The sequence below is a fragment of the Carboxylicivirga agarovorans genome (assembly GCF_050589845.1).
GTDB lineage: Bacteria > Bacteroidota > Bacteroidia > Bacteroidales > Marinilabiliaceae > Carboxylicivirga > Carboxylicivirga agarovorans.
This window is the reverse complement of the sequence record NZ_JBNGPA010000059.1, coordinates 1-14,969: the sequence shown is the minus strand read 5'-3', so window position 1 is coordinate 14,969 and position 14,969 is coordinate 1. Positions and strand designations below refer to the sequence as shown.

Below are 14,969 nucleotides of genomic sequence, written 5' to 3'. Positions count from 1 at the left end.
TAGTGTTGTTCAAAACAAGAAACCATACAGTCAAGACTATATTTGTCTTGATCCTAGAGAAAGAAATATGAACAGCTCCAATGAAAAAGTGGCTTAAAAAATTGTAATTTATTAGAGTATATCTGTGGTTTAAATATATAGGAGCTGTAAATCAATTAATCAGTTCGACAGTTTATCAGTTCATCAATTAATCAGTTCGACCAATAAACTCATAACATCCTAAACCCAAAACCTCTCTACTTCTTTCCCTTCAGCAAATTGCTCAAGCAAAGCCTGTGCTTCATCAAGGGAGGTATTGATCGGCTCCCTGCCTTCAAACCCAATGATGATCATCAGGAATTGTGTCGTATCACCTGTCACCATGGTTCTTGTTGAATCGCTGGTGGGATTACCAAAGGCCCCCTTTGCATCACGGAAAACAGGTAGCTTTTCTATATTAACATCTCCCCTGCCAATGCCCTGGTATGGTTCGTTTTCTTCACCAATACCCATTGTCACATCACCTTCAATGGCATTGTAATTATAACCACAGATGGAAAATCCGGTTTTAACCGAGATTAAATTCAGGATATCAACCACGTTATTGATATGATACAATCCTTTGCCATTGGCTACCCGCCTTAAAAGAGATTCAGCTGCGGGGCGGTACCTGTTGGGGTCCTTACCAAGCGCCCTATAGGCATTTTTATTCGCCTTAACGGTTGATAGCTCCCTGATACTTTCAGGTGTATGCTCCACCTCAAGCTTCTTTACTTCGTTATCAAGCAGAGCTAATAAATCGGCTTGTGGCTTATTAACCTTAACATCAACGATAATACCACCTAATAATAAATCAGGTAAGGTCTCTTTTAACTTAGTATCAATTGTAATCTTCATATGCATCATTTAGGCTACACAAAATAAATATTTTTCAGGGATAGTTAATAGTTCTTCGTGATCTCTTCAAGGATTACGCTTTAAAGATTAATTGCAAAATATAATAGTTCCGCAAACGCAGAAGAGGCATTGAGTTTGATAAAAAGAATAAAAAACTGCTCTGAGTCTACCGTTTGTGGTTATTCATTAATGCGTAAGAATGGACAATCATTATAAAGAACTATCAAATGGTATTCTAAAAGCAATTTCCATGGCGATCTCTTTGAGACTTATTGCATTTTTCTTGCCCCCTCCTTCGTACCTGCTTCGGAAATTCTTCGGAAGCGCTTCGGTATTTGTTCGGTAATCCTTCGCTACGCGCGTAGGCCGAACAATTACCGAAGAAATACCGAAGAAAGGCCAATTATGCCACGAAGCAGATAGCATAATGGGTCAAAAAGCAACTATTTTACCCTATTTTAAGGCATTTTTATGTCAAAAACAGCTGTTTTCGATCAAAATGACCTGTTTCTCTACCGTTTCAGTGAATATGAACTAGTCGTTTTTTACCGTTTTCAAAAGACATCACACTGAATATCTGCACCTTAATTAAAAACCCAAATTACAATGCAATCACTGTCATTTCCCTGTGTAAAAAAATACAGTACTTTAGCCCCAAATATTCAGATTATGTCAAGACCTCAAACTATAAAAGCTGTTTTTTTCGACATGGATGGAGTGCTGTATGATTCCATGCCCAACCACGAGTACACCTGGATTCACAGTCTCAAGGAATATGGCATAGATTTTCCGGCAGAAGAAGCTTACATGAATGAGGGCAGAACCGGTTTTTCAACCATTCGTATTGCTTTTGAGAAATACCTGGACCGCATGCCCAGCCGAGAAGAAGAGGAAGCGGTGTATGCCCTGAAAACCAAACTTATGGCAGAACGCCCCAAAGCACCTGTCCTACCCATGATGCAAGAGTTGATTGACTTACTGAGGCAAAAAGGCATACAGGTGTTTGTGGTTACGGGCTCCCGACAGCCTTCTCTTGTTGAAAAGCTGAGCTCCCACTTCCAGGTCGGAGCGTCGAATATTATTAGCGGTGCAGATGTAAAGCAAGGCAAACCACATCCTGAACCATACCTCATCGCTCACGAACGCAGCGGATTAGCGAAAGAAAATTGTGTAGTTGTAGAAAATGCCCCTATGGGTGTCGAATCGGCAAAAGCAGCAGGTATTTATACCATTGCGGTCAATACAGGCAAACTGACAGATAAGGTACTGACTGATGCCGGCGCCAATGAACTGTTTGCTGATACAAATGCCTTATTTAACTCTTTTAATGGATAAGCCATGGATGGTGCAACACTAAAAACCAGGCTTCTGGAAGAGCTGCATCAGCTCATAGATGCAAAGATAGCTTCTATCAGATCTACGCTATCTGACATTTCTGACTCCATGAAGAATGACACTAAAAGCAGTGCCGGTGATAAATTTGAAACGGGCCGGGAGATGATGCAGATTGAGTTGGGTAAACAACAGCTTCAACTGAATAAGCAACTGCAGCTAAAGAAAGACCTATCACAAATAAACCCCAACAAATCATACACTTCCATTGAATTTGGCAGTTTGGTTTTTACTAATAAAGGCATCTATTTCATGGTCTTTGCCCATGGTAAACTTTCATTTGACCAACAGGATTACTATATCCTATCAATGGCTTCTCCAATAGGCCAGGCCATGAAAGGTGCGAAAGAAAATGATTCTCTGTCATTCAACAAGCAAAACATTGTGATTGAGAAGATTTTATAAAGGCGGTTAATGGTTTGTTGAAGTGTTTTGACTTAATATCCCAACATCCTCATGTCGATACAAGCTAATTGTCGAAAAAGTTGATGAGTTTATTAGTTGATGAGTTGAAGTGTATAGAACAAACATCCTAACACGCTAGCTGTCTAATCGTCGAATTGTTGAACTGTCGAAAAAGTTGATGAGTTGATAAGTTTATTAGTTGATGAGTTGATGAGTTGATGAGTTGAAATGTATAGATCGAAGATCCTAACAAGCTAACTGTCGAATCGTCGAATTGTTGACTGTCGAAAAAGTTGATGAGTTGATAAGTTTATTAGTTGATGAGTTGAAATGTATTGACCTAACATCGAACGTCGTACATCATAACAAGCTAACTGTCGAATCGTCGAATTGTTGACTGTCGAAAAAGTTGATAAGTTGAATTGTATAGACCGAACATCGTACATCCCCACATCCTCATGTCCAAACATCTCACATTAAATTTACTCATAATCGGGCATTGGCTATGCCGGTGCATGGAACAGAAGTGCGCGAAGAACAATTGCTGTTGCACCGGTTTTTTATTGGCATTACAAACCCGGGGCGTCGCTAAGCTTTGCCTTTTAGTGTTCGAAAAGAAGTTTTATAAACGTATAGATCTATGCATCATGTAAAACACTACATATGTGAATGTTTGAATCTTTTCGAACACTCGTGCGCTTTGCCCCGGGCTATGATGTGGCAGACCTACAGCCTGCTATTTACAGCTTGGTAATGCTCCCCCTAACTTGGCTGCGAGTGGAATATCAAATCATCAGTTCAACAGTTAAGCAGTTCAACAGTTAAGCAGTTTAACAGTTAAGCAGTTCGACACTTTATCAGTTCGACCAATAAACACATCACATCCTCACATTCCATCATTCCGGAATATAAATGATCTCACCATTATCGAGCTGATAGGCGACACCCACACGCTTTCCTTTATTGCCTGATGCAGAACTTTCATCAGATGCTTTATAGGTATCGATCTTCTCTCCCTTTTTGGTGATGATTTCCATATTTTCCTGACCGGGGTTCTTCACCATGGTAAAGTCTTCTTTTGAGAACATCTCAGTCATTTTATAGCGGGCAACCAGGGCCACCATCAGTGCCAGGGCAAAAACCATGGCCACATCAAACAGGTTGGAAACCGTTGCCATGGGGTCTATATCTTCTTCTTGTAAAAAACGTTTTGAACGACGCATATATTTATTATTAATTTGTAAAACTGATAAACTGTTTAATTAGTTGATGAGTTTATTAGTTGATAAGTTGAATTATATTGATCGAACATCCTACATCCTAACATCGTGCATCTCACATCAAACATCCTAACATCCTCACATCTCATATTAAATCTACTCATTATCGGGCATTGGCTATACCGGTGCATGGAACTGAAGCGCGCGAAGAACAATTGATATGGCAGACCTACAGCCTGCTATTTACAGCTTGGAAAAAAACAATTCTACAGCCATTATAATCCGTTAAGCCCTAATAGCTATTGGGCGAAAGACATTTGGGTGTGGTTTAAATATACAGTAGCTGTAAATCAATTAATCAGTTCGACAGTTTATCAGTTCGACCAATAAACTCATCACATCCCTAAGTTCCCTTAATACCATCTTTTTTCAGGAGTTCGACTACAAACTCCAGGTTATTGATATCTGCTGCAAACCAGCGACGTTTAACCTGAAGAACAATAAATCCGACTGCACCTATCAATAAACCAATGACCGTTGTTGCAAAAGCCACCTGCATATTACTGGCCATGGAAGCGATATCGCCTGAAGCCAAGCCGACCAATGCAGGCCCCATTGGTATCAGTGTACCCATTAATCCGAGTATAGGACCAAGCTTCGCCAGTGTTTGAGCGCCGGCTAGGTCTTTCTGACACATGATCTCGAAATCGCTGAGTGCTTTTTCGTAATAGATCTCATCAGGCAGGCTTTTCATTAGTTTGCTTATATATATCGCACTTAATAACTTATCTGAACCAGGAGTTATATTGAGTTCAGCCCTGACATTCTCATGGGTTAAACCATCAAATACAGTCCGCATGTGCTTATTATACTTTAGTTTTTGCATATACATGCTGTAAAAGGTGCCGATCAATATTACCGCACGTCCGAAAAACAACAATAAAAGCACAATAACAGGCACTAACAGCCCTGTTGAAATCCAGTATAAAATTTTCGTTATTTCATCCATTTGTTTAATTGTTGATTACCCGAAAGGGTGTTTAAAGTTTATAAGTTGAAGGATTGAATTAATTATTGAATCGCTTTATTCTGAAGTTATACCAGGCAGCTCCTGCAATAACACCGCTGAACACAAAGCTCAGCAGCACCAGCATTGGTAATAAGGAAAGTTCCTGAACGGCAGAATTAACAGGTATGCGCAGCATGACAACCGATAAAATTATACCGCCGGTTAACTGAAGCAGGTGTACAATAAATTTCATTTCCAGCTGGAGGTCAAATTCTGGTATCAGGGCTTTGAACCCAAATCCGACCAGGTAAATGATAAGCATAAGGAGAATAGCTACAACAATAGCAAGTAGCTTAAAATCGACTCCATGCACCTGCAAAAACAACATACTTTCGAAATAGAATAATGCCGGAAAAACAATTATACCAGGAGCATATACGACATACCTGAAAAACTTTTTAACCGGCTCCTTATAATGGTCCCTGATCATATAAATACTAAGTAATAAGCCACCAAGCGCTTCGATCACCTGCAACACCGTAAAATCCATCATGGTGTCTGAATCGCTTAAAGTAGCTCTGAAGACCTTGTAGCTTTGCTCAATGGCCATGTTATGCATGAAAAATACAAATAGGCCGACTACCAGTAACCACGACCAAAGCACCCATGGCTTGCGCAACAACTGCAACTGAATGGCAAAGGATACAATGGCTAATATGAATAGAATTATTACAAGTGTTTGCATGGTAATTATTTGTTGACTGACAGCTTCCGGCTCACGGACAATAATGCTGCAGCCTGATTTAAATGTGAGTATAAATGGAGTAAGATATCAGGCCGACTTAGCCACTAACACCCCACTCAATACATTTATTTCCTCCTTTTTCGTATAAACAGGATGATAAGCACCAGCACTGCCAGCGAGATAATACCAACCGTTTTAATATCAAAGTGCATTGTTAAGTCATGCTGCTCCTGAGGATCGATTTTTTCATCCTTTTTAAGCACCATATTGTCATCCGAAGCTTCCTTCTTTGACACACGCACCTTATCGATCTGCTTTGAATAGGCCTGTTGCATTTCTGCCGGCAATTGCCCGCTAATGAATGAGCGCAGTTTAGCGTTGTCACATACAAAACCACTGCAACCTGCTTCGTGTTTGTCCACCAATCCGGCATGCAGCTCACTCATGGCCTTGATTTGTTCCGGTGATGCTTTCCACATGCCTTTCCGGACTGTTTCCAGCATGACTGCCGTCATTTCCTGCAAAGCGTAGGGATTCTCTCTTTCAAAGAAATCATGCACATTAAGCTTAAGCTTATCATCGACATAAACATCGTACAGATCATTCCACAGGCGCTCTTCCACAACGGAGGGCTTCATCACATTCCATCCAAAGGTATTGCGGAATGTCTCAGCAAAGCCATCAGCTGACGATGCCCCGCCTTTCATGTGTTCCCTAATGTATCGTTCGTTAAGCAGTGTGGTACGGCTCTCCACGCCAATGGCTTCTTTCAGTCCCTGGATGCGGGGATTGGATGTATGTCTAAAGTCATTGAAATAAGATTCGGCATCATTACCTGTCACCTCATGAATGGCCAGGTTAAGACCTCCCATAAATTCATACACATGATCGAGACTAAGCGCACCCCAGGTATTGCTCTGACGGGGCTGAACAACTGCTTCGGTATTAAGTAAGGCAGCCTCAAAAACCCCTTGGTTAAAATCGCCCCAGGCTTCTTCATTACCGTAGAACGCCCCCATATTATTGATATAGGTTTGTGCTACCACAGAGGTACTGTCCCAGCGATCGCTGGCTTCAACCATACCCATTATCGATGCTCCGTAGTTACCATTGACACCACCGAAAACACGCTGAGCTGCAAAGGCACGGGCCTGTTTTGGTGAAAAGCCTTTTTCTATGAGGTGCTTCTCGGCATCGGCAATACCTTTTGATACAAAGTTATTCTCCTTGCCTGCTTCGGCAGCCATGCCAATGGCACGGTTGATAAGCGCTAACCGTGAAGCTGCCAGGTCACGTAACTGACCAGAGGTTTGTATAACCACATCAATGCGCGGGCGTCGCAGTTCCTCTTCATCCATCAGGCGAATATCATTCACCTTGCCACGCGGTGTCCATACCGGCTCAATACCTAATAAATAGAGTATTTGTGCAATGGTTGTACCTTCTGATTCAATAAAGGCGCTGGACCATAAGGTGAAACTCACTTTTTGCGGGTAAGCACCATGTTTCGTCTTGTAATCGGCCAACAGGTCATCGCCCAGCTTTTTGCCCACCTTCCAGGCCTCTTTTGTCGGCGTATTTTCCGTATTAACAGAATACAGGTTACGCCCTGTTGGCACTGTCTCGGGGTTTGCCACCGGGTCGCCACCAGGTGTTGGTGATGTAAACCCGCCATTTAATGCATTAACAATACTCTCAAATTCTTGTTGCGGGCTATTGGCCAGTTCGGCTTTTTTAGCCAGGATTGATTTTAACGTTGCCTCCACATCAAACACGGCCATTGCAAATGCTTTTTCTTTAGGGTCACCCACTTCTTTCTTCTGTGTGGCTCCGGAATGACCATCCACTTTGTTTTTTTTAGCCTTACCGGCATCTTTATTACCACCATGACCATGTGTGGAAGAGCCATGAGGATGAGCTGTTTGTTCTTTATTGGCAGTAGGCGTATGTCCTTTTTCATGTGCCGATTTTGCAGCTTTCGTGCCGGACTTTGCTCCATGTGGATGACCTTTGGGAGAGCTGGCCTTATCAGCCGGCTCTTGCTGAAGTTTCTTCCAGGCCATGGCCCGCTTTAAGTCAGCCTTTGCTATCAATTGATCAAACATAGCTTTGGTTTGTCCTGTTTGAAGCACCTGCTTAACGTAAGCCTCACAAGGGGTAATATACTGACTTCTTACCCATTGCCTGTCATTTAATTGCCCGCGCTTCACACGGCCAGCCAACACATCAACCTCCGCCAGCTTATAAGCCAGCTCATCGTTGTGCATCATCACAACGGTTTCATTCAATTTTTGAGCAGAATAAGGAACACCCATCGTATAAAGACCTCCCGTAACTTTTTCGTGTGATAACTCTTCCACGAAATTCTGAATACGTATCATCTCCTCATCGGCATAGGCCTTTCCTGGAATACTATCGAGGCCTAATTCACTGTGCATGCCTTTTTCAATAATGATATCTTTCACCGATAGAGCATATTCTGTTTTAAGTGCTCCTTTTGCCTGCGTATACAGATTTAACTTATCGGCCAGAATCTGCATTTTTTGCATGGCATTGGCTTTCATAAAAGGAGGTGTCAGATAGGTCTGTGTTGAAGCATAACTGCGTCGTTTGGCAATCATTCCCTCACCAATATTGGAGATGGTATAAACATAGCTGTGTGGGGCCGTTCCTATCAAGGGGTCAGTCCAGTCATAATCTGACAATGCAATTTGTTTCCCAGGGGTAAATTCAAGGCTGCCATGTGTACCAAAGTGCATCACAGCATCAGCCCTGAACCCTTTCTGTATCCATAAATAAGGTGCTATATAAGTGTGTGGTGGAGCCACCTTGGCTCCATGTACCAATGCAAAGGTGTTATCTCCCAGTCCGGGCATTTGCTGAGGCAGTAACATCACATTACCATAGTTGACACGGGCGACAGCGATATACTCCTTTCCATCTTTATATACATCCATGTAGGAACCGGGAGCCTTGCCATAGCGCTCCACAACATCCTGCATCAATTCTGCGGGGAATACATCAGCAGCCCATTGTCTGTAATCGTCAACCGCCACCAACTCGGGATCTCCGTTCGCCAGGTAATCATCAAAAGCACCTTCGGCATAAGGGCCAAGCACCGGTCCTTTGGTCATGATATCTTTTTCAAATGCGGGATAATCAGCAGGAAGATTTCCTAGGTTATACCCTTCTTTTTTAAGGTGCAGCAACATGTTATGCAACGATGGCAACACCTCCATATTAGCAGCTGTCAGCGCATTCTTTCCTGGTCCTTTAAAATAGACGATGGCCAGTTTTTTATCCTTATTGGGCATGAGCTGCAGCTTAAGGTAGTTGCTCACTATCTGCCCGAATTTTCTCATGCGATCAGGGATGGCTTTAAAGATAAGGAAGCCCTTGTCATCTTCTTCCTGGGCAATACAGGCATATGGCACAATGCCGCCGTCAAATTCGGGCATGGTCACACTCTGACTCAATAGACCACCTACCATTCCCTGGCGGTCTTTTAACCAGTCGTCGGCACGCTGATGTACGGTGATGGGACACAACACGGGCACATTGTGCTCTTTCAGCCATGCCGCGATCTTTTTGGATGATCCCCCCATGGACAGGCGCCCGTGAGGCATATAGATGATCAGGTCGGGTTTAATCTCCTTCATGTAATCGAGGCGACCTCTGAATCCGGATATAGGATATACATTAATTTCGCGTCCCTGCATTTCTTCGATCAGGCTGTTGAGGTGATCGCGATTGGCAATAAATGGTCCTGGTATACTGGTAAAAAAGATCACTTTCTTTTGGCCCTGCCTGTGAAAGCCATTTTCTTTGGCATAGGCTTCAAAATCGGCCACTTTCTCAAAAGCAACATCTTCATCAATATGAAATAACACATCCGACGACACCTCAAGCGGTGCCCCTGGTGTTTCAACAAAATAAGGCTTCTGTGCTATCTCGGTCCTTATGTATCGTAATGCGTTGGCATAGTTCTTATTACCACCATTATCGAGGTATTCTTTCACGGTGGTTTTAATGCTGTCTTCCAGGTTGGTTAAAACAAGCCCTTTGTTTGTAGACGATTGAAGGTAGATGCCGGTTCCTTTTTCGCCAGCAGCCTTAAAGTTTTCCTCTTGCTCAGCTGTTAGTTTAAGCCCCATACCGAAGATGAGCATCATGTCATAGTTCTCCGGATTTTTCACTTCGTTTTCGTCCTCGCAGATGTCTACATCAATAAAATAGTTATCGACCGAACGGGCCATTTTGGTTGCCATAAACTCGGGGTAGTTGATAAGGGCCACTTTTGTAGGTGCCAGCCATTTGCTCCAGGCGGTGTAGCTGATTCCAATGACTACAACAGCCAGCACAAGTGCTATCAGGTATTTTTTTTTCATTGCTTATCCTTGTTTTTAGACCTTGGTCTGTAACTCCTTGTCAGTATTGACATGGTTGTAAATTATATATCTCAGGATAGATGTTCATTTGTTGGTTTGGGGCTGGTTAAGGCTGTAATGCCATACCATTTAAAACCCTGTTAAGCACTTTTGCCTAACAGGGAACGGGAAAACACTAAAATGATTTAGTGTATAAATCTGTAATACTTATTCTTGAGGAAGCGTCTCGGCTACCAATGCATATTCGATTTTAATCACACGCTCAGCTGTTGTATCGCCATAAAAACTGATAACACGTAACTTATAGTAATCGCCACTGGCCATTTTGATGATAAAAAACTTGTTGGTCAGTACATTGAATTGAAAAGTGGCAAAATCAAGTACTTTCCAGTCTGAACCAATGGTTTCAATATCGTCACTATAACTCAAGCCTTCTACATCACTGATAATCAGATCAGCAAAAGCCTTTGAAACAGCATTGATATCACTGCTCTCATCGTACACCATCTCAGCTACCTTCATACCGCCTTCCATATTCAGGAGTATACCTGTCATATCGTATCCGGTGGATTGTCCGTCACTGGTTTGGGTTGTACCGTGATACTTTGTGAAGAGTAAATCCCAGGCATCTACTTCTGATCTTTTATTGACCACATAACCTTCAGGCACCTCCATTTCATTGGCCGCATAGTCAAATACATTGAACTGTGTCCAGCTATCGGTGTCTACCTCTCCCAATGCCAGGGCCTCCGGGTTGCCAAACGCGAAATACGTTTGTTGAGCATAGGTTGATATCGGGTAACCATCAGGATGCATTGTTGAGCTGTATTTCAAATCCGCTTCAAATGTTTTCATGCCATAATCTTTTACTTCGATCTTTTCATCGTCGTCACATGCTGTAAAACCAAGGCCCACTGTGGCCATTGCGAATGCAAATAATATCTTTTTCATGATTGTAATTATTTAATTATTTGTTACTTATTATTTGATTTATTGAATTTGTAAGTCAGGTTAATAAAGAATGAACGTCCGTAGGCCACAGGCAGGCCGCCACCCCCGGAATGCGCACCGCCACCTCCGCCCATGCGATTGACCGTTTTAACATCAAAGAGGTTCTTGGCACCTGTTGTTAGTTGTAGTTTTCGCTTCAGGAAGTGTTTACTTAGCGAAGCCCCCATGGTGTGATAAGCATCCTGATGACCTTCTTTGATCTGTCCATCGGAATCGCTATAGAAGTATGGCAGTTCACCATTGTACTTGTAATCAAGTGCCAGTAAAATTTTTGTATTTGACTCTGTATAGTCGAGTCCTGCAAACAAGTCATGTGTCAGGTTAAACTTTTCTGATCCATTCTCTTCGGTATAAGTATTATAGCGTCCTGTAAGGCCATAACCGGCTCTCAATTGAAAGTGGTTCTTATAGCTATAATTCAGCTCAATATTTGTACCTGTGGACTCTGATTCTGCAATATTTTGATAGACATATTCAGTGCTGTTCTCCATCTGGATCAAAGCGATCACATTCTCAACGTCGTTGAAATAAGCCGATGCACCGATACGCCAGTTATGGATATCTTTCTGTAAAGTATAATCAATAGAAGTATTGTAGTTGTAGGATGATTCTGCTTCAAGGTCGGGGTTACCAAAGATCTCATGATTGGAATCCACGAATTCGTAATGCAATTCCTTGACACTGGGAGCCCTGAATCCTTTGGCAATTGAAAAACGCCAGTTAAAAGCATTGGCCGGTTGCCATAAAGCATTCAATGAATATACCATTGGCGCATTATATTCAGTATTGAAGGCATAACGCAATCCCGGTTGAAATTCCAGCCTGTCTGTCACACTGTAATTCACACTCAGAAAAGCGGCATAATCGCCAATATTCTGTTCATGTTCGGCAATGCGCGGCCCTTCCATGGTTTCAATGTTTAAATCAACGCCGCTGTTGAATGCCAACACACCGGGTATAATGGCCTGACTATAAATAGCACGCATCATTTGTTGCCGGGCTTTCTGTGTGGGTTCCTTATTGCCCCAATGTTCATCAAGAGTTGATAAATCTTTTGTCAGACTTTGTGAAGAACGGTCATATAAATTATATGAACTCACCACATTAAGCGATTTGTATTTGTTCCAGCTTTTATTCAATCCGACACTAAAATCGTATCGGTCGGTGTAGAAGTATGTATCATACACTTTAGTGCCCGATACATTGCTTTTAGTATGTAATTCATCGCTATACAGGCCAAAGCGGGCATTAAACTGCCAGTCGTTTTTATTAAATACATAACTGGTATTTATACGATACAGGCTCTTGGGCTTCCAGTCCATTTGCCTCGTGCTTTCATCAAAATCAACACCTGAAAAGTATTCATAGCCCCCTTCGGCTGAAACAGTATGTGCACCTATCTTTCGGGCGATACCTGCATTACCTGTGTAACGACCTGCACTTTCGGTAAAAGCATTGATATGTCCGTTCAGATCGTGGTAGAAGTTATTCTTGGTAATGATGTTTATGGTTCCGGCCAGGGCATTATTACCATATACAACCGACATGGGCCCTTCGATCACTTCTATTTGTTTGACATTGGCCATGTTAATCTGGCTTAGGTCCACATTACCATCAAGACGACCGATGACAGGCACGCCGTCAATCATTATTTTGACGTTCTGACCGCTCATGCCCAACATCTCGATCTGACTGCCTAATACCAGGTCGGTCGATATACGTATATTGGCTTGGTTTAGTAATAATTCTGAAAGGTTTACAGCCCCGGACTGCCGTATTTTTTCCTCGCCAATGACTTTTACCTTGTATATTGAACTATCAAGCGGGGTAGGCTGAGTTGAGCCTGTTACGACAACCTGGTCAATATTAAACACATCAGCTTTGAGTGGAATAACAGCGCCATCGTTAATCTCGTGCAATTGCAGGTAGGCAGTGACATAACCGATGGAAGAAATAACAACTGTTCCGGATTTAGCATTATTATACAGCAATGTTACTTTACCTTCTGAATCGGATACCTCATATACCTTTCGGCCATCGGCCATTTGAACACAAATATGTGCACCAACCAAAGGTTCTTTATCTGCCGGATCAATTAATCGGATAGAGCATTTATTTGCGAATGGTGCAGGTTCAAGGTCGGCCTGTGCATTAACATATATTACTATCACATTAAATATAGTAAACAGGCATATCTGTTTTAAATGGGTATGAGACAGGTTGTACATTTGTCTTTTTATTTTTTTTATAGTCGGGTATACTTTCATTGACGGAACAAAATTAGATGGCTGCCATAGGATCAACAATCCCAAGAAATTGGGAAATATCAGAACAGGGAAATGCATAAATACTAACATAATATCAGGCAAGCCTATTTGGAAATAGCTTCTTATGACAAAACATCCCTACTAATGAGTAGCTAATTATTGGGATATGTATTATTTTGAAAAATATAGATTTGTAGTGACAGTAACTATTTGTTGAACTTTTTAGCTCAATAAGCATTATTAACCATGAAAAGAATAGACAAAACACTATTATGAAAACATTTTCAACTCTTGTATTAATTACAACCTTACTGACGCTCACCTCGTCTAAGCCAGATAAACCGGCCTATAAACTTTACAATACAAAGGGCAAAGAGGTTAAATACGCCAAAATGATCAAAGATCTTGGAGGAACAGATATTGTGCTGTTTGGCGAATATCATAACAATCCCATCTCCCATTGGCTGGAGCTGGAGGTCACCCGGTCATTGTACACGGCCACTAAGGGACAGCTGGTTATGGGAGCCGAAATGTTTGAGGCCGACAATCAACTTATAATCGATGAATACATGAGCGGCATTATCTCTGTTACAAAGTTTGAAGCAGAATGTCGTTTGTGGCCTAATTACCATACTGATTATGAGCCGTTGATTCGATTTGCCAAAGACTCATCCATTCACTTTGTGGCCAGTAATATTCCACGTCGCTATGCATCTGTTGTGCACAAAAAAGGCATTGATAAACTGGAGGAGCTGAGCGACCAGGCTAAAACATACATTGCTCCCCTACCCATTGAATTTGATCCTGATTCGGTACTTATTGCCAAAATGGGTGGAATGATGGGTAAAAGTCCGCTTCCCATAGCAAAAGCCCAGGCTATTAAAGATGCGACCATGGCCTACTTTATAACAGAAAACCTAAAGAAGGGCTCTGTTTTTATCCATTACAACGGTAGTTTTCATTCAGATGATGATGGTGGTATCAGAAAGTACCTGCAGATCTACAAACCTGGTATTGGCGTAAAAACCATCACAACAGTTTCGCAGGATAACATCGATCAATTGGATGAGGCTTATATTGGCAAAGCCGACTATATCATCTGTGTACCTGCTGATATGACTAAGACGTATGTGGGGAGGTGAGGATGTGATGAGTTTATAGGTCGAACTGATTAACTGTCGAACTGATTAATTGATTTAGCTCCTATATATTTAAACCACGGATTTCTTCCTTTTGACCACGCCCCGATAGCCATCGGGGTAATCGGATTTAACGGATTATAGCTGCTCCATAGTAATCGCGAAGCGATTGCACAATTCGTGTAATTCGTGGTTCATTCTTTTTTATTTATTTAAATCAATGGTTTGTACAATACTCTACTTCCTTTGAAACCACGGTTTTCTTTTTCTTTTGACCACGGATTACACGGATTACACGAATTAATTGCTGCGCAATTGATTTCCAAGCTGTAAATAGCAGGCTGTAGGTCTGCCATATCATAGCCCGGGGCAAAGCGTTTTAGTGTTCGTAAAGAAGTTTTATAAACGTATAGATCTATGCATCATGTAAATCAGCTCTCCTCCTTACAAAAAGGAGGAGTCCGGTGAGGTACGAACCGGGAGGTGGTTTTAGAAACTTTTGTAACAATTTTCATAA

Annotated in this window: 10 protein-coding genes; 3 read left to right on the top strand and 7 right to left on the bottom strand. The window is 41.9% G+C overall.

All coding sequences use genetic code 11. From position 1 onward, the window contains the following. Positions 1–219: 219 nt before the first annotated feature. Complete coding sequence (locus ACRD69_RS24750; RefSeq protein WP_430817819.1) at positions 220–876, bottom strand: B3/B4 domain-containing protein; 657 nt, start codon at positions 874–876, stop codon at positions 220–222. Positions 877–1,545: 669 nt separating this feature from the next. Here ACRD69_RS24750 and ACRD69_RS24745 point away from each other — a divergent pair. Continuing rightward, positions 1,546–2,211, top strand: a complete 666-nt coding sequence (locus tag ACRD69_RS24745) for an inorganic diphosphatase (protein ID WP_430817818.1) — start codon at positions 1,546–1,548, stop codon at positions 2,209–2,211. A 3-nt stretch (positions 2,212–2,214) separates the two neighbouring features. After that, entirely contained in the window at positions 2,215–2,673 is a 459-nt protein-coding gene (locus tag ACRD69_RS24740; RefSeq protein ID WP_430817817.1) for a hypothetical protein, read from the top strand. Between the two features lie 896 nt (positions 2,674–3,569). Here the strand turns inward: ACRD69_RS24740 and ACRD69_RS24735 are convergent. The 6 genes from ACRD69_RS24735 to ACRD69_RS24710 form a co-directional block, all read right to left on the bottom strand. Next, the gene (locus tag ACRD69_RS24735; protein WP_430817816.1) at positions 3,570–3,896 is read right to left on the bottom strand and encodes a DUF2149 domain-containing protein; all 327 of its coding nucleotides are present in this window, start codon (positions 3,894–3,896) and stop codon (positions 3,570–3,572) included. Positions 3,897–4,296: 400 nt separating this feature from the next. Beyond that, on the bottom strand, positions 4,297–4,902 hold the full coding sequence (locus ACRD69_RS24730) for a MotA/TolQ/ExbB proton channel family protein (protein WP_430817815.1): 606 nt from the start codon (positions 4,900–4,902) through the stop codon (positions 4,297–4,299). Between the two features lie 58 nt (positions 4,903–4,960). Next, positions 4,961–5,647: a hypothetical protein gene (locus ACRD69_RS24725; protein ID WP_430817814.1), complete on the bottom strand. Its 687-nt coding sequence runs from the start codon at positions 5,645–5,647 to the stop codon at positions 4,961–4,963. A 125-nt stretch (positions 5,648–5,772) separates the two neighbouring features. Next, positions 5,773–10,035, bottom strand: a complete 4,263-nt coding sequence (locus ACRD69_RS24720; protein WP_430817813.1) for a cobaltochelatase subunit CobN — start codon at positions 10,033–10,035, stop codon at positions 5,773–5,775. Positions 10,036–10,242: 207 nt separating this feature from the next. Continuing rightward, complete coding sequence (locus ACRD69_RS24715; protein ID WP_430817812.1) at positions 10,243–10,986, bottom strand: HmuY family protein; 744 nt, start codon at positions 10,984–10,986, stop codon at positions 10,243–10,245. 23 nt (positions 10,987–11,009) lie between these two features. Further along, on the bottom strand, positions 11,010–13,217 hold the full coding sequence (locus ACRD69_RS24710; protein ID WP_430817811.1) for a TonB-dependent receptor: 2,208 nt from the start codon (positions 13,215–13,217) through the stop codon (positions 11,010–11,012). Positions 13,218–13,585: 368 nt separating this feature from the next. On the opposite strand from ACRD69_RS24710, the gene ACRD69_RS24705 reads away from it, so the two are divergent. Next, positions 13,586–14,455: a ChaN family lipoprotein gene (locus ACRD69_RS24705; protein WP_430817810.1), complete on the top strand. Its 870-nt coding sequence runs from the start codon at positions 13,586–13,588 to the stop codon at positions 14,453–14,455. Positions 14,456–14,969 lie beyond the last annotated feature (514 nt).

Coding starts and splice junctions, on each gene's coding strand:
- ACRD69_RS24720 (WP_430817813.1), bottom strand. CDS start 10,035: ATGAAAAAAAAATACCTGATAGCACTTGTGCTGGCTGTTGTAGTCATT.
- ACRD69_RS24740 (WP_430817817.1), top strand. CDS start 2,215: ATGGATGGTGCAACACTAAAAACCAGGCTTCTGGAAGAGCTGCATCAG.
- ACRD69_RS24750 (WP_430817819.1), bottom strand. CDS start 876: ATGAAGATTACAATTGATACTAAGTTAAAAGAGACCTTACCTGATTTA.
- ACRD69_RS24745 (WP_430817818.1), top strand. CDS start 1,546: ATGTCAAGACCTCAAACTATAAAAGCTGTTTTTTTCGACATGGATGGA.
- ACRD69_RS24725 (WP_430817814.1), bottom strand. CDS start 5,647: ATGCAAACACTTGTAATAATTCTATTCATATTAGCCATTGTATCCTTT.
- ACRD69_RS24735 (WP_430817816.1), bottom strand. CDS start 3,896: ATGCGTCGTTCAAAACGTTTTTTACAAGAAGAAGATATAGACCCCATG.
- ACRD69_RS24730 (WP_430817815.1), bottom strand. CDS start 4,902: ATGGATGAAATAACGAAAATTTTATACTGGATTTCAACAGGGCTGTTA.
- ACRD69_RS24715 (WP_430817812.1), bottom strand. CDS start 10,986: ATGAAAAAGATATTATTTGCATTCGCAATGGCCACAGTGGGCCTTGGT.
- ACRD69_RS24705 (WP_430817810.1), top strand. CDS start 13,586: ATGAAAACATTTTCAACTCTTGTATTAATTACAACCTTACTGACGCTC.